Source organism: Polaromonas sp. P1_F9, from assembly GCF_056405615.1.
On sequence record NZ_JBFUBT010000004.1, the window covers coordinates 668,767 to 689,652 of the forward strand.

The 20,886-nt window shown below is 62.5% G+C and carries 15 protein-coding genes; all 15 read right to left on the minus strand.

The window, feature by feature from the left end:
• Window position 1 precedes the first annotated feature (1 nt).
• Window positions 2-1,324, minus strand: a complete 1,323-nt coding sequence (locus tag AC1DYR_RS14570; protein WP_477705705.1) for an NnrS family protein — start codon at window positions 1,322-1,324, stop codon at window positions 2-4.
• Complete coding sequence (locus AC1DYR_RS14575) at window positions 1,321-3,747, minus strand: adenosylcobalamin-dependent ribonucleoside-diphosphate reductase (RefSeq protein WP_477705706.1); 2,427 nt, start codon at window positions 3,745-3,747, stop codon at window positions 1,321-1,323. Before AC1DYR_RS14575 ends, AC1DYR_RS14570 begins: the two co-directional genes overlap by 4 nt.
• The gene (locus AC1DYR_RS14580) at window positions 3,744-5,000 is read right to left on the minus strand and encodes an NAD(P)H-dependent flavin oxidoreductase (RefSeq protein WP_477705707.1); all 1,257 of its coding nucleotides are present in this window, start codon (window positions 4,998-5,000) and stop codon (window positions 3,744-3,746) included. Before AC1DYR_RS14580 ends, AC1DYR_RS14575 begins: the two co-directional genes overlap by 4 nt.
• Entirely contained in the window at window positions 4,978-5,673 is a 696-nt protein-coding gene (locus AC1DYR_RS14585) for a carbonic anhydrase (RefSeq protein ID WP_477705708.1), read from the minus strand. The genes AC1DYR_RS14580 and AC1DYR_RS14585 overlap by 23 nt, the downstream gene beginning before the upstream one ends.
• On the minus strand, window positions 5,670-6,530 hold the full coding sequence (locus AC1DYR_RS14590) for a peptidylprolyl isomerase (protein WP_477705709.1): 861 nt from the start codon (window positions 6,528-6,530) through the stop codon (window positions 5,670-5,672). The genes AC1DYR_RS14585 and AC1DYR_RS14590 overlap by 4 nt, the downstream gene beginning before the upstream one ends.
• Before the next feature lie 25 nt (window positions 6,531-6,555).
• Window positions 6,556-7,278, minus strand: a complete 723-nt coding sequence (gene narI / locus AC1DYR_RS14595) for a respiratory nitrate reductase subunit gamma (RefSeq protein ID WP_477705710.1) — start codon at window positions 7,276-7,278, stop codon at window positions 6,556-6,558.
• Window positions 7,275-7,982: a nitrate reductase molybdenum cofactor assembly chaperone gene (narJ, locus tag AC1DYR_RS14600; RefSeq protein ID WP_477705711.1), complete on the minus strand. Its 708-nt coding sequence runs from the start codon at window positions 7,980-7,982 to the stop codon at window positions 7,275-7,277. Before narJ ends, narI begins: the two co-directional genes overlap by 4 nt.
• Window positions 7,983-7,985: 3 nt before the next feature.
• Window positions 7,986-9,518 carry a nitrate reductase subunit beta gene (gene narH / locus AC1DYR_RS14605; protein WP_477705712.1) on the minus strand — a complete coding sequence of 511 codons (1,533 nt, stop codon included), beginning with the start codon at window positions 9,516-9,518 and terminating at the stop codon, window positions 7,986-7,988.
• Complete coding sequence (locus AC1DYR_RS14610; RefSeq protein ID WP_477705713.1) at window positions 9,515-13,333, minus strand: nitrate reductase subunit alpha; 3,819 nt, start codon at window positions 13,331-13,333, stop codon at window positions 9,515-9,517. Before AC1DYR_RS14610 ends, narH begins: the two co-directional genes overlap by 4 nt.
• A gap of 50 nt (window positions 13,334-13,383) precedes the next feature.
• Window positions 13,384-15,048 (minus strand): MFS transporter, encoded by a 1,665-nt coding sequence (locus AC1DYR_RS14615; protein ID WP_477705714.1) that lies wholly within the window; start codon window positions 15,046-15,048, stop codon window positions 13,384-13,386.
• A 28-nt stretch (window positions 15,049-15,076) separates the two neighbouring features.
• Entirely contained in the window at window positions 15,077-16,339 is a 1,263-nt protein-coding gene (locus AC1DYR_RS14620) for an MFS transporter (protein ID WP_477705715.1), read from the minus strand.
• 161 nt (window positions 16,340-16,500) lie between these two features.
• Window positions 16,501-17,208, minus strand: coding sequence for a response regulator (locus AC1DYR_RS14625; protein ID WP_477705716.1), 708 nt, complete (start codon window positions 17,206-17,208; stop codon window positions 16,501-16,503).
• Window positions 17,195-19,150, minus strand: a complete 1,956-nt coding sequence (locus AC1DYR_RS14630; protein WP_477705717.1) for a type IV pili methyl-accepting chemotaxis transducer N-terminal domain-containing protein — start codon at window positions 19,148-19,150, stop codon at window positions 17,195-17,197. Before AC1DYR_RS14630 ends, AC1DYR_RS14625 begins: the two co-directional genes overlap by 14 nt.
• Before the next feature lie 57 nt (window positions 19,151-19,207).
• Window positions 19,208-20,317 (minus strand): DNA polymerase III subunit delta, encoded by a 1,110-nt coding sequence (holA, locus tag AC1DYR_RS14635; RefSeq protein WP_477705718.1) that lies wholly within the window; start codon window positions 20,315-20,317, stop codon window positions 19,208-19,210.
• 9 nt (window positions 20,318-20,326) lie between these two features.
• Window positions 20,327-20,749, minus strand: a complete 423-nt coding sequence (locus tag AC1DYR_RS14640) for an Lrp/AsnC family transcriptional regulator (RefSeq protein ID WP_431098733.1) — start codon at window positions 20,747-20,749, stop codon at window positions 20,327-20,329.
• Window positions 20,750-20,886: the final 137 nt, after the last annotated feature.

Below are 20,886 nucleotides of genomic sequence, written 5' to 3' on the forward strand. Positions count from 1 at the left end.
TTCAGCCGGGTCGGCCGTCGGCACGCACGCGGCCGTACCAGTTGCCTAGACGCACACCCCACACGCCCATGACCCCGGCCCACAACAGGACGGCCGCCAGCAGCAGCCACGCGGCAAAAGCACTTTGCGCGGCCGCGCCAATACGCAGCAGGGTTGCTGCCTGCAGCAGCAGGAAAAGCGACCATACCAGCCGGTCGGCCACCAGCGCGCGCCCGCTGTGGCCGCAGGACACGCGTGTCACCATGGCCAGCATCAGCGAGGCCAGGCAACCCATGGTCAGGGCGTGCAGCGCGCCGAGTGCCAGGACGGGGGCATCCTGTACCAGGCCAAGCAGTTGCGCCACACCCTCCAGAACGAACGCCAGGCCGAACCACAGAAAACCGATGTGCAGCATGGCAAGCAGCCGGTTCTTCAGGCTTTGCATCAAGCCCCACACCACGGCCAGCCAGAGGAAAACACCTCCGGCAGCCAGTTCAAAAACACCGCGCATGGCCGTCCAGGCCATGCCCCCGTCACCCTGCGGCTGGCCATCAAACTCGATCCACACGGCGGCCACCTCAACAGCAGCGACAGCCAGCATCAGCCGCAACACCCAGAAGGGCCGCCAGACATCGATGAAAGGCAGAGCACTGGAGGTGAAAAACGGAATCATGCGGTGCGCTACCGAGACATACACCACGACGACAAAACCCCACAAACCGGTGAGCAGGCAGGCCCGTGCCACGGCGGGTGCGCCCAGCAGCAGGCTGAGCACCAGCCCGGCCAGCGCCAGACAACCGACCACGCAGGCCACACCTATGGTGCGTGCATGCACCTGGTCTTCAACCGGGCTGCGCCGGAGCAGGCCCCAGAACAAGGCCGTCACCCAGCCCAGGCCGGCCGCGGCCATCGCCAGCCCGGCGAGGGCTGTCAAGCCATGCAGGTGAGCACCGGCCAGGCATAGCAGCCAGCCTGCCGCCTGGAGCAGCAACGGCACCCGCAGTTGCCGGGTCGCGAGTGACGGCACGCCCAGCCACTTGGGGCCAGCCGTAAAAAGAAATCCGGAAAAAAAGAGCGGCAGAAAGCCAAAGGTCATCAGCGTCCCGTGCACCAGCGAAGGCGACAGCGCGTAAGGCAGGTTCAGCGCGGGACTGACACGGTCCAGTTGCACCAGTGCCCACCACGCACCGGTCCCCACCAGCACCACCATCGCAAGGAAAAACCCCAGCCGGTGCGGCGCCAGCAACAGATGGCCTGCACGCCAGCGCCGGTCTACCCTGGCGCGCTCACTGGCCGACGGCTTGCCCGGACTCACCCGCAGGGCGATGACCGGGCCTTTACTCATCCACACACCCCCAGATGGCCACACTGGGTGCAATAGTCGCAACCGTCCTTGCGGATCACGGCATGGGCACCGCATTCGCGGCACTTCTTGCCCGCCATCACCGGAGGGGCAAGCGCCATGTCGACCTGTGGCTCCGCCACGGGTGCTGCCCAGGCAGCATGCTGCCCGGCCCGCCGCGCGATGATGTTTTGCACTGCATAGGCAATGGCCGCCACTTCAGAGTCGTGCCATAACGGCACGCGCGTGCCGTCGGCTTTCTCGTAAGTTCCCAGTCGCACCGGGCCGCGGTCCCAGGCCACCTTGCGCATGTCACTGAGTGCACGTTCCAGGAAACCACCGCGTGCCGCCAGCGAAAGCATGCGCATGCTGGAGGTGATCCATTGCTGCGACTCGCCGCTCTGCCCCACGGGCATGAAAAATTCGATCGCGCGTTCGACCGTGCCTTCCCCCATGGCGGCAGGCACGGGCAGAAAGGACACCACGATATAGAGCGTCTTGCGCCCTTCCTGCGTCCAGTAATCCACCTTTTCCGCCACCGCCGACAATGCGCCCTTGGGCCGGCTTTCGATCACTGTGCGCATCGGGTCCACGGCGGGCGCGGCTGCTGGCAGGGCTGCGGGGTCCGCATGGGTTTCCAGCACCGAGCCGAGAATGGCGTTGGGCCGATAAGTGGCCAAACCCTTGAGCTTGGCGCGCCAGGCCTGCTGGTACAGGCCCTTGAAGTCTTCGTAGGCGTAGTCGGCCGGCACATTGACGGTTTTGGAAATCGCCGTGTCCACAAACGGCTGCACCGCTTCCATCATGCCAATGTGGCTGTCCGCCGACATTTCGAGCGCCGACACAAAATAACCAGGCAGCTTGTCCACGTCGCCGCCAAGTTCGCGGTACAGGCGCCATGCATGGTCTTCCACTGCGTACTCGGTGGTGCTGCCGTCAGACTCGCGTTTCTTGCGCCGGTACATCCACGAGAACGGAGGCTCGATGCCGTTCGATGCATTGTCGGCAAAGGCCAGGCTGACGGTACCGGTCGGGGCAATCGACAGCAGGTGGCTGTTGCGGATGCCGTTCGCGCGGATGGATTGCTGCAAGGCTGCAGGAAGCCGGCTGGCAAAGGTGCCTGGGGCGAGGTAGCCTGCCGCATCGAACTTCGGGAATGCGCCCTTTTCCTTTGCCAACGCCACCGACGCGGCATACGCCGCATCGCGCAGGCACACGGCGATACGCGCCGCCATCTCGCGGCCCTCGGGTGCGTCGTAGCGCAGGCATAGCATGGCCAGTGCATTGCCTAACCCGGTGAAACCGACGCCGATGCGGCGTTTGGCGGCGGATTCGGCCTGCTGCTGCGGCAGCGGCCAGAAGGTGACGTCCAGCACGTTATCGAGCGCACGCACTTGGGTCGCCACCGATTTCGAAAAGGCTTCGAAATCAAAGGCCGGCACGCCGTTGAAGCTAAAAGGGTGACGCACAAAACGCGTGAGAATAATGGGCCCGAGGTCACAGCAGCCATAGGGGGGCAACGGTTGTTCGCCGCAGGGATTGGTCGCCGCGATGTCTTCGCAATAACGCAGGTTGTTGTCCTGATTGATGTGATCCAGAAACAGGATGCCTGGCTCGGCGAAATCATAGGCCGAGCGCATCACGGTATCCCACAAATCGCGCGCCGCCACGGTCTGGTAGACCCATAGGCCGTCCGCGCGCTGGAAGGCGCCCTGCGCGATCAACGGGGCGCCGGGTCTGGCCTTGTGCACCAGCTCCCAGGGCTGGTCTTCGGCGAGCGCGTGCATGAAGGTGTCCGGCATGCCGACCGACACATTGAAGTTGTTCCAGCGCCCAGGCGTGCGCTTGGCGGTAATGAACTCGTGCACATCCGGGTGATCGATGCGCAGCACACCCATCTGCGCGCCGCGCCGGGAACCCGCGCTCTCCACGGTGGAGCAAGACTGGTCAAAGACGTTGATGTAGCTGCACGGCCCGGAGGCCATGGAAGCGGTGCCTTTGACCTCGGCGCCGCGCGGCCGTATGCGTGAAAAATCGTAACCCACGCCGCCACCGCGCCGCATGGTTTCGGCCGCTTCGCGCAGGGCCTCGTAGATGCCGGGGTAGCCGCCGTCGTCAACACCCTGGATGCAGTCACCCACTGGTTGCACAAAACAGTTGATCAACGTGGCCTGGATGGAGGTGCCCGCTGCGCTCATGATGCGGCCTGCGCCGATCGCGCCCGCGTGCAGGTTCTCCAGGAACAACGCTTCGTGTTGAGCGCGCTCCGCCTCCGGTTCGACCGAAGCCAGAGCGCGCGCCACACGCCGGTAGATATCTTCCATGCCCGTTTCGCCGGGCTTGAGGTATTTTTCCTTCAGCACGTCCTGGCTGATGGGCTGGGTGGCCGTCAGGTCCTGCGGTCGGCCGAATTGTTCGCGTTTCATGCTGGTGCTCCTGCTGGCCGAACTCCGCCGAGCAGCCATTGCATTAATTCTTGCACCGAACGGATCTGTTCGCCAAACGGCAGCCGGGCGGTACCACGGAAGAAAAGGCCTTTACGGACGTCGCCCTCAAAGGCATGGCCGAGCTGCTGGTCGATGCAGAACTGTCCCATGCCGGCCACGCCATCGCGCAGGCCGCAGTGGGCGAGGCAGTCGAACGACATGTTGCATTTGGCCTTGACATGGGCCGCCGCCTGGAGCCGGGGTTCCAGCCGCATGTATTTGTCCAGCCATGGTGTTCGCACGGCGCGGGCGGGCAAGCCGGCCACACTGATGAACTCCACCAGGTCTTCCGGTTTTGCCTCGGCCAGCACCTTCTTGAAGGCAGGATCGGCATCACACTCCTTGGTGACGGCAAAGGCCGTGCCAAGCTGCACGGCCGAAGCGCCCAGGGCTTGCAAGCGCAGGATGTCGTCCCTGCAGTTGATGCCGCCGGCGGCAATCAGCGGGATCTCGCGTTCGATGCCGGCCGTTTTGAAGAATTCCAGCACCTGCGGAATGACGACCTCGAAATCGAAACGCTTGTCATGCAGATCCGCGACTTTGGCGGCGCCCAGATGGCCACCCGCGAGACCGGGATGCTCAATCACGATGGCATCAGGCAGGCGCCCTTTTTTTTGCCACTTGCGCACCAGCAATTGCACGCCACGCGCGTCCGACAGAATGGGGATCAACACCGCGTTGGGATAGTCGCGCGCCAGCTCCGGTAAATCAAGCGGCAGACCGGCACCGACCACCAGCGCATCGGCCCCGCTGGCCATGGCTTGGCCCACATAGTCTTCGTAGGCATTGAGGGCCTTCATGACATTCACGGCAATCAGGCCGCGGCCCTGTGACAGCTGACGGGCCAGGCGAATTTCCCGGTCAAGCGCTTCAAGATTGGCGGCATCGATCAAGGCCCGGGCATCAGGCTCCTTGTTCAGATGGCGTGTTTTGGCCATCAGATCAGGATGCAGGCGCCGCAAGTCCACGGACGACAGGGTACCCACGCCACCCAGGCGTGCCACCGTGCCAGCCAAGCCACCCGCAGAGACGCACACGCCCATCCCACCCTGCACCACCGGGATCAACTCCTCGCCGCCAATGCGCCAGGGCCGAAGGCCCGAGTCGTGGGCAAGTGCCTGCAACGCTGCTGCCGCCGTGATCGGATTAACGCTCGCCTTCGCGGCAAGGTCAATTGCTGATGATTTGTCCATCGTGCTCCACATAAGGTTGGTACGGGCCAGTGCCGCTGTCGAAGGCTATCGCGGCGGGTACAAAGCTTCCTTGTTTTAGATCAAAGACGTGGATTTCACCGTCCTCAATCACGTAATGCCACCCATGCAATGTCAATACGCCTTTTTCGACTTCGCGCCGCACCATGGGATAAGCCATCAGGCGCTCCAGTTGCAGCACCACAACGCGTTGTTCGGTGCGGCGCAGGGCCTCGGGGCTCGCGGTCACGGGCAGCAAGGCCTCGCTGGCCAGTTTGAGCCACGCATGCAGGGCTACTGCTTCCTCTGGAACGCCTTCGTACGCGGCGCGGATGGCGCCGCAGTGGCTGTGACCGCAAACGACGATGCGTTCCACATGCAGGCTGAGCACCGCGAATTCGATCGCCGCCGTGGTGCCGTGCAAGCCGTGCGAGCCGTCATAGGGCGGAACGAAGGCGCCCACATTGCGCACGATGAACAGTTCGCCCGGGCCCGCGTCGGTCAGCAGGTAGGGCACCACACGCGAGTCCGAGCAGCCAATGAACAGGGTCTTCGGATGCTGGCCCTGTGCCACCAGGTCCTGGAAGCGCTGTTGATGCAGGGGAAAATAGTCGGAGTGAAAACGCCGCAGCCGCAACAAGAGCTCGTCGGTGGGTGCGGCGTTTTTTTTGTTCATTGCACGAGAGGTGAATCCGCTCCCTCAAGAGCAATACCTTCAATGTCTGCCTCTCCAATGAGCAGGCTCATGTACTGATGCAAAGCCCTGGCGCGCGACTGCATGGTCAGCAGCGCGGCAATGCGCTCATGTACTTCCTCATAGGCGGGCTGGGTGCCGCTGCGGCGCTCCAGCACGTCGATGATGTGGAAGCCGAAACGTGTATGAAACAGGCGCGGTTGCACGCCGGTGCCGGTTTGCGCATGCTGCAGGTGAAACAGTTCCGTCGCCAGTTCGGGCGCGCAGTCGTCCGGCGTGATCCAGCCGAGGTCACCGCCCTGCGTGCTGCTCGGGCAGTTGGAGAGTTCAGCGACCAGCTGGGCAAACCTCTCCGGGGCGACGCCCTTGTGTGACAGCTCCAGCAAGGCGCGTTCGGCATGCACGGTAAGTGCCTGGACATTGACACCGGGCGTGACCGCAAACAGGATGTGCCGCACATGCAGCGCCTGGCCCACCAGAAATTGCGCCTTGTGGGCTTCGTAATAACGCCGGCCTTCTTCGTCGCCAGGCAGGGGGCTGACTACTTGCCGGTCCACCATGGCCTCGATGATTTCGCGTTCAGCCTGGCCCAGTTCCGGGGCGGTCAGACCGATGTGGCGCGGGAGCAGGTCTTGCGACACCGCTTGCTGGCGCAGCAATTCGGTGTAGGCAAGCTCGCGCAGCGTCGCCGTGTCCGGGCGCTGCCCGCTTGCATGCAGGGCGATGCCATTGACCAGCGCGTCTGGCACAGCGGGCTGGGCTGGCGCAGAAGCACATTGGCAGGAACCGCTGCCGCAGCCTTGGGCCGCGGCGGGTGAAGAAAGCGTTTGACTGGTCATGGAGAGTCCCTGGTTCATGGTGAGGTCAAGGAGCGCCGGGCGACTTGGCCCGGGGAACGCCAAGCCGGCGGCTGCGCACGACCTGGTAAGGGCGAAGCAGGTAGCCGACCGACGCGAAGCCGCTCCACACATGCACCAGGCGGCTGAATGGGAACAGCAGGAAGATGGTCATCCCGAATACGAGGTGAAGCAGATAGGGCCAGGGCAGGCCCGCCAGCACCGCGGAATCCACCGCGCGCAAGGTGAGGATGCGCTGCGCCCAGTCGGCCAGTATCAGCATCACGCTGCCGTCGGAGTGCGCCCAGGAAAAAGGCAGGGTAATCAAGCCGACCACCAGTTGCACCCACAAAATCAACAGGATGGCCAAGTCGGTTCTGTGGCTGGTATAGCGGATGCGTGGGTCAAACACACGGCGGTAGATCAACATGGACAGCCCGATAAAACACAGGATGCCGAAAGCACCGCCCGAGTAGATGGCGATCTTTTGCTTGACCGACGCTTCCAGGAAACGGGCATAGAACGCGTGCGGTGCCAGTAGGCCGACCAAGTGACCAAAAAACAGAAACAGGATGCCCACATGGAACAGGTTGCTGCCCCAGCGCAGCAGGCCGGTACGCAGCAGCTGCGAAGAGTCGCTTTTCCAGGTGTACTGGTCGCGGTCGAAGCGGATCAGGCTGCCGAGCAGGAACACCGTCAGGCAGATGTAGGGGTAGACGCCAAAAAGAAATCCGTGAAGTCCGGGGCTCATGCTTGTACTCCTTGGATGGGGCGTGCCTTGCGCACATGGGGCACGATATGGATGGGCTGCGGCTGGTCCGGCCTGGCCTGGCCCTTGGACGAACAGCCGTCAAAGACGACCGGCTCTTCCCAGACCGCGTCGATAGGTTCTTCCGCGGCAATCTGCACCGGCTGGGCCTTTTCCCCGGCCAGCTCCAGCAAGGCCCCCAGCACAGAGGCATAGGCACTTTCGCGCTGCTGCAGCGCTGCAAAAATCGAGTTGAAGATATGCGCCATCTCGACCAGAAACTCGCGCGCTTCGCGCGGCGGTTGGGTCGAGGTGAATTCAAGCACCACCGGCAGGAAGTCCGGCATTTCCCCCTCGGCCAGGTACATGCCGGCCTTCTCGTAGGTCTGCGCAAGGTCAATCATGGCCGGCCCACGATCGCGCGAATCGCCATGCACGTGTTCGAACAGGTGCAGCGATGTGGCGCGGCCCCGGTCGAACAGTTCGACGTAAGCCGCCTCGGTCTCGAGCGCAGGTGCCAGTGCAAGCGCTTCGATCAGTGCGTCCAGCTCGGCCATCCGCTGCGGTTGCAGTGCGCGCTCTTCGTGCAGGACTTCTCGCATCGCACTCAGGTGGCTGCGCAATTCGGCGTCGGGATACGCAAGCAGCCGGGCCAGCACGCGCAGGCTCTTCGAAGCCGTAGCGGGGGTGTTGTTGAAAAGTGCCATGGTTCAGACCTCCACCTTGATGGGAATAGTGCGTTTCTTGTTGCCGCCGAAAAGGCTGACATCACTGGCGCCGTCGGAGCAGCCATTGCCGAAGGTAAAGCCGCAGCCGCCGCGCATGTCGAAAGCGTTTTCAGCGTATTCGCGGTGGGTGGTCGGGATCACAAAGCGGTCTTCGTAGTTGGCAATCGCCATGATGTGGTACATCTCCTCGACCTCGGTCACCGTCAGCCCGGCCTGCTCCAGCACCGCCAGGTTCTGCACCTGGTCCACATGTTTGCTGCGCTGGTAGGAACGCATGGCCAGCATGCGCTGCAGGGAACGGATTACCGGCGCCGTGTCGCCGGCGGTCAGCAGGTTAGCCAGGTACTGCACGGGAATGCGCATCTGGGCGATATCTGGCAACTCGCCGTTGACGCCTATGTGCCCGGCGTTGGCCGCCGAGGTGATGGGCGACAGCGGCGGCACGTACCAGACCATGGGCAGCGTGCGGTACTCGGGGTGCAGCGGCAGCGCCACCTTCCATTCCACCGCCATCTTGTAGACAGGACTGCGGCGTGCGCCTTCCAGCCAGGCTTCAGGAATGCCGTCCTTGCGCGCCTGTTCAATCACCTTCGGATCGTTCGGGTCCAGGAAGATGTCGAGCTGGGCCTGGTACAAGTCTTTGTCGTCCTCCACGCTGGCCGCTTCCTGGATGCGATCGGCGTCATACAGCACCACACCCAGGTAACGGATGCGGCCCACGCAGGTTTCGCTGCAGACGGTCGGCTGGCCGGCTTCAATGCGCGGATAGCAGAAGGTGCATTTCTCGGCCTTGCCGCTCTTCCAGTTGTAATAAATTTTCTTGTACGGGCAGCCCGAAACACACATGCGCCAGCCGCGGCACTTGTCCTGGTCGATCAGCACGATGCCGTCTTCCTCGCGTTTGTAGATCGAGCCGGAAGGGCAGGAGGCCACACAGGCCGGGTTCAGGCAATGCTCGCACAGGCGCGGCAAATACATCATGAAGGTGTTTTCAAACTGCCCGACCATGTCTTTTTGGACCTGGTCGAAGTTCGCCAGGTTGGCGTCCTTGCTGCGCTTGGAGAATTCGCCGCCGAGGATTTCTTCCCAGTTCGGGCCCCACTCGATTTTTTCCATGCGCTTGCCGGTGATCAGGCTGCGCGGCCGCGCCGTCGGCGTGGCCTTCATTTCCGGCGCCGACTGCAGATGGTCATAGTCGAAGGTGAAGGGCTCGTAGTAGTCGTCGATCTGCGGCATGTTCGGGTTGGAGAAGATGCGCATCAGCAGCTTCCACTTGCCGCCCTGGCGCGGCTCGATGGAGCCGTCGGCCTTGCGTATCCAGCCGCCGTTCCACTTGTCCTGGTTTTCCCACTCCTTGGGGTAACCGACGCCGGGCTTGGTTTCGACGTTGTTGAACCAGGCGTATTCCATGCCGGGCCGGCTGGTCCAGACGTTTTTGCAGGTGACCGAACAGGTGTGGCAGCCGATGCACTTGTCCAGGTTCAGCACCATGCCGATTTGTGCGCGTACTTTCATGCTGCTTCTCCCATTTGCTGCACGGCAAACGCTTTGTCATCATCGCGCGGCGTGTCCAGCCAGTCCACCTTGTCCATCTTGCGCACCACGACGAATTCGTCGCGGTTGGTGCCTATGGTTCCGTAGTAGTTGAAGCCGTAGGAAAGCTGCGCGTAGCCGCCAATCATGTGGGTCGGCTTGAGCACGATGCGCGTGACCGAGTTGTGGATGCCGCCACGCTGACCGGTGATCTCCGAACCCGGGGTGTTAACGATCTTTTCCTGCGCGTGGTACATCATCACCATGCCGGGCTTGACGCGCTGGCTGACGACAGCCCGAGCGGCAATCGCACCGTTAACGTTGTAGGCCTCGATCCAGTCGTTGTCTTCCACGCCAATAAGCTTGGCGTCATCTTCACTGAGCCAGATGATGGGTCCGCCCCTGCTCAGCGTGAGCATCAACAGGTTGTCGGTATAGGTCGAGTGAATGCCCCACTTCTGGTGCGGCGTGATGAAGTTCAGCAGTATCTCGGTGTTGCCGTTGCTGCGGATGCCGTGCACACCGGCGGTGGCCTTCAGGTTCACGGGCGGCCGGTAGCTGGCCAGGCCCTCACCGAAAGCCAGCATCCACGGGTGGTCCTGGTAGAACTGCTGGCGGCCCGTGAGGGTGCGCCATGGAATCAGTTCGTGCACATTGGTGTAGCCGGCGTTGTACGACACGGTTTCCGATTCGATGCCGCTCCAGGTCGGCGAGCTGATGATCTTGCGCGGTTGCGCCTGGATGTCGCGAAAGCGGATCTTCTCGTCCTCGCGGTGCAGCGCCAGGTGGGTGTGTTCACGGCCGGTCTGCTTGCCCAGTGCCGCCCAGGCCTTGACTGCCACGTGGCCGTTGGTTTCAGGCGCGAGTTGCAGCACCATTTCGCAGGCGTCGATGTCGCTGTTGATGCGTGGCATACCCTGGGTCACGCCGGGCTCAGTCACCAGGCCGTTCAGCTGGCCGAGCTGCATGACCTCGGTCTCGGTATTCCACGAAATGCCCTTGCCGCCGTTGCCGACCTTGTTGAGCAGGGGGCCGACAGCCGTGAAGCGTTTGTAGACGTTGGGATAGTCGCGTTCAACCACCTGCATCTGGGGCGCAGTCTTGCCGGGCAGCAATTCGCACTCGCCGCGCTTCCAGTCCTTCACTTCAAAAGGCTGGGCCAGCTCACCCGGGGTATCGTGCATCACCGGGGTCAGCACCATTTCCTTTTCGACACCGAGATGGCCTTCGCACAGCTCGCTGAATTTTTTTGCGAAGCCCTTGTAGATTTCCCAGTCGCTTTTCGATTGCCACACCGGGTCCACTGCCGTGGACAACGGATGGATGAAGGGATGCATGTCACTGGTGTTGAGGTCGTTCTTTTCGTACCAGGTTGCGGTCGGCAGCACGATGTCGGAGTAGAGGCAGGTGGTACTCATGCGGAAGTCGAGCGTGACCAGCAGATCCAGCTTGCCCTCGGGCGCCTTGTTGTGCCACACCACTTCCTCGGGCTTGCCCTCCTCCGTTCCTAAATCCTTGCCCTGCACGCCGTTGTCGGTGCCCAGCAGGTGCTTGAGGAAATACTCATGCCCCTTGCCCGACGAACCGATGATGTTGGAGCGCCAGACAAACATGTTGCGTGGCCAGTTGTCCGGGTGGTCCGGGTCCTCGCAGCTCATCTTGAGCGAGCCGTCCTTGAGCGACTTGACGACATAGTCCTTGGCATCCAGGCCCGCAGCCTGCGCATCCTTGACCACCTGCATCGGGTTGGTCTGCAATTGCGGTGCGCTCGGCAGCCAGCCCATGCGTTCGGCGCGCACGTTGTAGTCGATCATGCTGCCGCCGTAAAGCTTCTTGTCGGCGAGCGGCGACAACACCTCATCCACGCCGAGCTTCTCGTAGCGCCACTGGTCGGTGTGCGCATAAAAGAAGCTGGTGGAGTTCATCTGCCGGGGCGGGCGAATCCAGTCGAGCGCGAAGGCCAGCGGGGTCCATCCGGTCTGCGGTCGCAGCTTTTCCTGGCCCACGTAGTGCGCCCAGCCCCCGCCGCTTTTGCCGATACAGCCGCACATCATCAGCATGTTGATGACGCTGCGGTAATTCATGTCACTGTGGTACCAGTGGTTCATGCCAGCGCCGATGATGACCATGGAACGGCCCTCGGTCTTGTCGGCGTTGTCGGCAAACTGGCGTGCAACGGCGATGATCTGGTCGCGCGGAACACCGGTGATCTGCTCCTGCCAGGCCGGGGTGTAGGGGCTGTTGTCGTCAAAGTCGGCGGCGACCAGTTCACCGGGCAAGCCGCGGGGAATGCCGTATTGCGCAACCTGCAGGTCGAACACCGTCGCCACCAGGGCCGAGCGCTCCTCACCGGCCTTGCCCAGTGAAATGCGTTGCACCGGCACGGTGCGCACCAGCACATCACCCTGCTCGTTGTTCTGAAAATGGTCATGGTGAATGCCGCCAAAGTACGGAAAGCCGACCCTGGCGCTATCGGCGCTGGGGGCATCACCCTCCATCACCGACAGCTTGAGCGAGACCTCATCTCCCTGGCGCGCTTCTTTGGACTCCAGGTTCCACTGCCCGGCGTCGGCGCGGCCATCAGGGCCCCAGCGAAAGCCAATGGCGCCGTGCGGCAACACGACCTTGCCCTGCGCATCGAAGGCCACGGTTTTCCACTCCGGGTTGTTCGCCTGGCCCAGCTTGCCGTTGAAGTCGGACGCGCGCACGTAGCGGTCCGGCACCATGACGGTTTCGCCGCTTTCCAGCTGGTGTTCCTTGAGCATCACCAGCATGGGCAGATCGGTGTAGCGGCGTGCGTAGTGGTCGAAGTAGGCCGAGCGCGGCTTGCCGTTGCCGCCGAAATAGAAGTCTTTCAGGATCACATGGCCCATGGCCATGGCGACCGCGGCGTCGGTGCCCTGCTTGGGGTGCAGCCACAGGTCGGAGAGCTTGGCGACTTCGGAATAGTCAGGCGTGATGGCGACGGTCTTGGTGCCCTTGTAGCGGACTTCGGTGAAGAAGTGCGCATCGGGGGTGCGCGTCTGCGGCACGTTGGAGCCCCAGGCAATGATGAAGCCGGAGTTGTACCAGTCGGCCGATTCCGGCACGTCGGTCTGCTCCCCCCAGACCTGCGGACTGGACGGGGGCAGGTCGCAATACCAGTCGTAAAAGCTCATGCACACGCCGCCTATCAGCGACAGGTAGCGCGAACCGGCGGCGTAACTGACCATGGACATCGCCGGGATTGGCGAGAAGCCGATGATGCGGTCGGCGCCGTGCTTCTTGATCGTGTGAACGTTGGAGGCCGCAATGATCTCGTTGACTTCGTCCCAGCTTGAGCGCACGAACCCACCGAGGCCGCGCACGCTCTGGTAGTCGCGCCGCTTGGCGTCGTCTTGCACCACAGCGGCCCAGGCCTCGACCGGCGGCAGCGTCAGGCGGGCCTCGCGCCAGTGCTTGAGCAGGCGCGCACGCACCATGGGGTATTTGACGCGGTTGGCGCTGTACAGGTACCAGCTGTAGCTGGCGCCGCGCGAGCAGCCGCGCGGCTCGTGGTTGGGCATGTCCCAGCGCGTGCGTGGGTAGTCGGTCTGTTGGGTTTCCCAGGTGACGATACCGCCCTTGACATAAATCTTCCACGAGCACGATCCCGTGCAGTTCACGCCATGGGTGCTGCGCACAATCTTGTCATGTGCCCAGCGGTTGCGGTAGGCGTCTTCCCAGGTTCTGTCTTCGGCAGTGGTGACACCGTGGTCCCCGGAGAAGGACTCCCTGGGGTTGGAAAAGTGGCTCAGTCGATCGAGAAAATGACTCATTGAATTCTCCGTTAAAGCGGTAAAGCGGTAGAGGCGGGCGCAGCGGCGGCTCAGGGGTTTTTGATCTCGGCGCCGCGGCGCAGGTAAAACCACCAGTTCAGCACCAGGCACAGGGCATAGAAGATGGCAAAGCCGTACATAGCGTTTTCCGGCGTGCCGGCCTTGATCTGCGCGCCTATGACCACCGGAGCGATGAAGGCACCATAGGCGGCGATGGCCGATGTCCAGCCCAGCACGGGGCCGGCCTGCTGGCGGTCGAAGATGACGCCAATCGTGCGGAAGGTGGAGCCGTTGCCAATGCCGCTGGCGGCAAACAGCACGATAAACAGCACCATGAAGAGTAAGAAATACTCCTCGGGCGTGGCCGACTTGTAGGCAAGAAGCATGACGTACCCCACGCCTGCGGAGGCCGCGACCATGACGGCAGAAATGATCTGGGTCACGATGGAGCCGCCCACCTTGTCCGAGACCCAGCCGCCCACGGGCCGGATCAGCGCACCGACAAATGGGCCTATCCAGGCAAAGGTCAGCGCCGACGGCGCATTCGGGTTCTTCAGCGTGTGCTGCATGACGCCAGCGGCGTCCGGCACGTGGCTGATGCCGAAGATCACCGTGATGGCCAGCGGCAAGGCCATCGAAAATCCGATGAAGGAGCCGAAAGTCACGATGTACAGCAGAGTCAGTGACCAGGTGTGTTTGTTGCTGAAGATCGCAAACTGCTTGGTGATGTTTTCTTTCATCGTGCCAAAAGCAGTGAGCTTGAGCACCAGCAAGGTGCTCGCCACAATCAAGGGCATGGCGATCCACATGTTGAGCAAGCCCAAGCCCGTGGGTTTGGGCAGGTAGAGGTACAGGCCGATGCCTGCCGGCACAAAAGACAGGGTGTAAAGCCAGATGATCTTGAGGAAGGCCGGGATCGTGCCGCCAATGGCGGGCGAGACGGTCTTCAGGTTGTTCATGCCGAAGAAGCAGATGACGGACAGCGGCACCAGCGACAACAGCCAGGCAAAACCGGCGTTCTGGATCCAGGTGGGTGTGCCCGCAACAATCTTGCCAAAGATCCAGCCGCTGTCCTTGACCAGTGTCGTCGATTCGCCCGCAAAGCCTCCGAAGAGACTTAGAGTCATCACCAGTGGGATGACGATCTGCATGGTCGTCACGCCGAAATTGCCCAAGCCTGCATTTAGGCCGAGTGCCGTGCCCTGCAGGCGCTTGGGGAAAAAGGTGCTGATGTTGGACATGGAGCTGGCGAAGTTGCCGCCACCCACGCCCGACCACAGCGCCATCAGCTGGAAAGACCACAGCGGCCACTCGGGGTGCTGCAGCACGATGCCGGTGCCGATGGCCGGTGCCAGCAGCATGGAGGTTGTCAGGAAGATGGTGTTGCGCCCGCCAGCCAGCCGGATCAGAAAGGAGGCCGGAATGCGCATGGTGGCGCCGGCCAGGCCCGCAATGGCTGTGAGCGTGAAGAGTTCGGCCTGGGTGAAGGGAAAGCCCAAGTTGAGCATCTGCACGGTGATGATGCCCCACATACCCCAGACGGCAAAACCGCACAGCAGGCTGGGCACGGAAATCCAGAGGTTACGGTAAGCAATGCGTTTGCCGGTGCTTTCCCAGAACTGCTCGTCCTCAGGGCGCCAGTCGGTGATGTCGGCGCCAGAGGAATGCGGTTGAAGAGCCGGAATGGCAGCACTCGCTGCGGACTTGGTACTCATGATTTTTCCCTTGAAGAAGATGAGCGCATCAGGCCGATGCGCCGCTTGCGTTCGAACCCATGACCTCAGTGCGGCGCACTTCCGTCCAGTACATCCAGATCAGCGAGACCCAGACCACGCCATACATGAACATGAAGGCGCTTGAACGGATGCCAGTCACATCCATGAGCACGCCGAAAATGATCGGTAAAACGAAGCCGCCCAGGCCGCCGGCCAATCCGACAATGCCGCTGATCGCGCCGATGTTGGCGCCGTAGTCGTCGCTGATGTACTTGAAAACACTGGCTTTGCCGAAAGCCCAGGCAATGCCCAGGGCGAACATAAGCGCGGTGAAGGTGTAGACGTTCAGCCCCAGATGGAAAGTGGCTGGCCCGTTGACCGTGAGTATGGTGAAGTCCGTTTGCGGGTAAGACAAAAGGAACAGGCAGACCCAGCTCACCCACATCACCCACCAGGTCACGCTGTGCGCGCCATACTTGTCCGACAGCACGCCGCCAAAGGCACGCAGCACGCCGCCGGGCAAGGAGAAGCACGCCGCCAGCAACGCTGCCACGCGGATGTCCAGGCCGAACTCCCCCACGTAGTACTGCACCATCCAGAGCGACAAGGCCACATAGCCGCCGAACACGATGCTGTAGTACTGGCAGTACTTGAGCACCTTGGGGTCTTTCAGTGCCTTGAGCTGGTCGCTGAACTTGACGCGGCTGGGCACCAGGTGCGAAGGATCGCTGTAGCTGAACAGCCAGAACAGCACCAGCGCGCCGAGCATGATGACGGCGTACGTCTGCGGCACCATGGCCCAGCCAAAGGCCACCAGCAACACCGGCGCCACAAATTTGTTGACGGCCGCGCCCGAGTTGCCGGCGCCGTACACGCCCATGGCCATGCCCTGGCGGTTTTTGGGGAACCAGCGCGCTACATAAGGTGTACCCACCGAAAAGGAGCCACCGGCCAGGCCGACAAAGAGGCCAATCACCAGGAAATGCCAGTAGGCCGTGGCGTAACTCATGAGCCAGATCGCGGGCACGGTGATGGCCATCAGGATCGCCATGACGATGCGCCCGCCGTAGCGGTCGGTCCAGATGCCCAGCGGGACGCGGATCAATGAGCCCGTCAGCACGGGCGTCGCGGCGAGCAGGCCAAACTCGGTGGCGTTGAGGTTGAGCATCTTCTTGATCGGGATGCCGATCACGCCGAACATCATCCAGACCATGAAGCAGACGGTGAAGGCCAGCGTGCTGACAATCAGCACCGACCAGGCCTTCCTTGAATTACCGAGTTCAGAGTTCATGCATGTTTCTCCTGAGACATGGCATGACTGTCGGCTTTAAGCGCGCCGCTGAATATCCTCCTTAGGAACAGGGAGACGACACAGAAAAAAGCGGTGACGAAGCCCGTCGCCTCGTTCTGAAGAACTACTGCCGGCTCAAACTGCGTCAGCCTTGATTTTTGTCAAGTCAGGTCGCGGCTTGCCGCGTAAACTGCCGCTTGCACGCGCGAGCTGAGCTGCAGCTTGCGCAGGATGTGCTGGACGTGAATCTTCACGGTTGTCTCTGCGATATCAAGCTTGCGGGCGATCACCTTGTTGCTGTCGCCGTTCGCAATCAATGCGAGCACCTCCCGCTCGCGCGCCGACAGCAGCGCAAGGGTCGAATCGTCCGGCCCCGTCGCAGGCCCGCTTTCGTTGGGGTTCGCTTCCAAGGGGACGGCCTCGCTGGTCGCGGGCAAAGCAGGTCTGGACCGGAAGACCGCCACCAGCTTGGTCATCATTTCCGGGCTCACGACCGATTCGCCCTCAAGGACCTTGATGATGGACTCCGACAAATGGTCCAGCTCCACGGTTTTCAGCAGGTAGCCATCGGCTCCGGCTTGCAGCGCTGTGGCCAGATCTCCTTCGTTTTCGCTGACCGTCAGCATCAGGATGCGAGTGCCGGGTGCCGCATGCTTGAGCGCCGCGATGCCATCCACACCCAGAACCCCCGGCAGGTGATTGTCAAGCAGGATCAGATCAGGTTTGCTGCGTGCTACGCAGCGCAATGCCTCGCCGATATCGCCGGCCTCGCCCGCCACGTCGAAACGGCCGTCCTGCAGCAGCAGCGCCACCAGCCCTCGGCGAAACAGTGTGTGGTCATCCACCACCAGCAATTCAACGGATTTCATTGAGGGCTCCCTGAGCTGCCGTGTGAAGTGCTGCAGTTGGTGCCGGCCCCGCGGACTGCGCCGCCACGCCGCCCCCGACCTCGGGATGAGGCGGCAATGTCAGCGTGACCGTAGTTCCTTGCCCCGCGGCGGAGACAACATTCACTTCAGCGCCAATACGCCCGGCACGTTCCCGCATGATGTTGAGACCGACATGTGACTCCCCCGGGTGCTTTTGGGTGTCGAAGCCGGCACCGTTGTCCCTCACCACGAAACGCCAACGTGCGCCTTTGACTACTTCCAGCTCGACTTGCGCGGCACCGGCATGCTTGCGCACATTCGACAGCGCCTCCTGCACCACATGCAGCACTTGAACCTGCACATCGGATGGCAGCGGCAGCCCTTGGCCATGGACCTGCAATTGCCCGGACAGCCCCGTCTGGCTCTGGAATTTCTGCAGTGTTTCCTGCAGCGCCTGCTCAATATCATCAGTGTTGGTGCGCGTGCGGAAATGCACCAGCAGTTCGCGGACATCGCCGATGCTTTCGCGCAACCCAATGTCCAGTTCATCAAGAGCGCCCTGCATCTGCGAAGTCTGGCCCTTCTGTACGGCGGCCCGCAGCAACTGCACCTGGATCTTGAGAAATGCCAATGACTGGGCAATCGAGTCGTGCAGGTTGCGCGCCAGCAGGGCGCGCTCCTCCGCGACCGCTGCCTCCCGGTCCAGGGCGTCGGCGCGCAATCCCTCCAGGGAGCTGGCCAGGTGGCTGGCCAGCGCGTCCAGCAATTCGATTTCATCGGCGCTCAGCAAAACAGGCGAGCGAAAGAACAGGTTGAATTCGCCGAGCAGGCGTTGCTGCAACCGTATCGGCACACTGACCACATTTTCGTACCCCACCTTGGCGCAATGGCGCACCGGTGCTTCATCGTGGCTGAGAATCGGGATCACCCGTGTGCGCGCGTCCGGCCGCAGGTTGCCACAGGCGCAGGCCCCGGCCAGCAGGCTGCGCTCTTCTTCCACGAGGTCCTGCGGAAAACAGTCGGAGGCCAGCATCAGATAGCGCTGGTTGGCATCGTCGGACCAGCGGACCGCGGCGGCATCAGCCTTCATCACGGCGCGCACGCGCTGGGCAAAGCCGCGCGCCAGTTCGTCAATGCTACCCGCCTGGGCCAGGAAAGCGCTGACCTTGTAGAGTGCCTCCAGTCGAACGCGCTGTGCCTCAATACGCCGTGTTTTGGTCTCGACCTTGGCTTCCAGTCCTTCATAAAGCGATTGCAAGGTGGCAGCCATATGGTTAAAACCGGCGGCCACCTGGCCAAATTCATCCACGGTGTCGACTTCGATGCGCGTCCTGAAATCCCCTGACTCCAGCTTGTGCAAACCCTGCCGGAGCTGTCCCAAGGGATTGATCACATACATGTAGCCGGTGTAAAGCATGATGACCGCCCCGCCGATAGCCAATGCCATCATCAGGAGCTGGAACAGGTTCAAGATGGCTGTCAGGCGGGACAGGTGTTGTTCGATCGCCAGCACCAGGCGGTCGCTGGCTTCAACAAACTCGCCGCCGGCCTTCAGCAGGATCTGCGCCTGCGGGGCCGGCTCGGCCAGCCATAGCGGCCGCTGAGCAAACCACAAGGACTCGACATCGGCAAAACGCTGGTGCACCTGGTCGTCCCACGGCACAAACAGCGGCCGGGACGGATCGCCCTCGCGCAACAACGCCAGACTCTCGTCAAACCGGGTCACCAGGCTCTGCCGCTCGGCATGCTCCACCCCCGCCTGCGCCGCGCTGGCCAGCCGCCAGGTTTGCATGCGCATACGCCCGGCCTCGTTGACCGCCGCGGCACCTCCTTCAAGTTGCCAGGTCACCCACAGGGTCAACCCTATGGACGCCAACGCGACGATCAGAAGACTGGCACCTATGCGAATGAGTTTTTTGGACAGGGACGCCGTCTGTTGCATGTCAGGAGCGTAACCCCGATCAGAGTGGCGCGCCACCCATGCCCCTGGGAGCTGCTGCTAGGCTCTTGAGCCGTCCACCATGGCACGCGACCTGCGGGACGCGGGCGACGGCGCCGCGCACTCAGCGCAGACCATACTGGCCAACCGATGCAGCGCCTGCCAGCCATCAGCCGGCCAGTCGGGCTGCTTCAGGCCTTTGACAATGCCGTCAACCTTGTGTGCGGCGTGCAATAGATTGGACAAAGTGGTGTCACCAATTTGCGGCAGCACGCGCTCAAACAGTTTTTCCTTGATGCCCCAGACGCGGTTTTCGCGCAGCGCCATGGGCATGGGGCGCCCTGCTTGAATAGCGTCTTTCACGCGCTTCATGCTGCGGATGTCTTCGGCCAGCGCCCAGTGCACCAGTACTTCAGACTCGCCCTCGGACTGCAGGCCGTCGAGCATGCGCGCCACACGCACCGACTGGCCGCCCAGCACGGCTTCAGAAAGCTTGAACACGTCGTAGCGCGCCACGTTGAGCACGGCGTTTTCGACCTGGTCAAAACTCAGGACGCTGTCGGGCTGTGCCGGGTACAACAGCCCCAGCTTCTGGATTTCCTGGTGCGCGGCCAGCAGGTTGCCCTCCACCCGGTCGGCAAAAAACTGCAGCGTGCGCTGGCCTTCTTCGTCGGCAGCCACGCGCTGGCCCTGCTGCTGCAGGCGCTGGGCTATCCACTGCGGCAGGCCGCGCCGGTCTATCGGGTCGAATTTGACGGTGACGCCGAAGCTTTCGAGCGCGCCGAACCACGCACCCTTGGCCGTCATGCTGTCCAGCCGCGGCAGCATGACCAGAGTGAGGGTGGAGTCGTCGCCCTGTGCGCGTTCGGCGATTTGCTGCAACGCGACGGAGCCGTCTTTTCCAGGCTTGCCGCTGGGGATGCGGATTTCGACGATCTGCTTGTCGGCGAAAAGGCTCAGCGAGCCGCCGCTGGCCAGCACCTCGCTCCAGTCGAAATGCGCGCCGGCCACGGTATGCACCGTGCGCTCGGTGTAGCCCTGCTCGCGCGCCGCGGCGCGCAAAGCGTCGGCAAACTCCTGCACCAGCAGAGGCTCATCGCCATGCAGGGTGTACAGGCTTTTCAAGCCGCGCTTGAGGTGTTCCTGGAATTGGGCGGGAGCCAGATTCATAAGGGGAGTTTAAAGCTTGGTGGTCGACAGCAGCAGGCTGGTCTCGGTGTTGGCAATGCCTTCGAGCAGGCGGATGCGGCTGAGCACGCGGTCAAAGGCTTCCAGGCTGTCGGCCTGCAGCTCGGCCACCATGTCCCAGCGGCCGTTGGTGGTGTGCAGCGCGCTCACGGCCGGGTCGCCGCGCAAGGCGGCCAGCACCGCGTCGGTGCGGTTGCCTTCCACCGCCACCGTCATGAAGGCGCGTATGCGGTGGCCCTCGGCCTGGGGTTTGAGGCGTACGGTGTAGCCAGTGATGGTGCCATCGGCCTCCAGCTTGGCGAGCCGGTTTTGCACCGTGCCGCGTGAGACGCGCAATACCTTGGCGATGGAGGCCACCGAGGCCCGGGCGTCGTCTCGCAACAGGGAAAGCAATTGGCGGTCGGTGTCGTCCATCCGGCAATTTTATTGCCAAATCGCCAATTAAAATTGGCTATTTGCTCAAGCAATGCATGAATTTGATCAACTTACTGACTTTTCTTTAGCGCAGCGGCTGCGGACAATGGAATTCAACATAAAGACCGGGAGCCCCA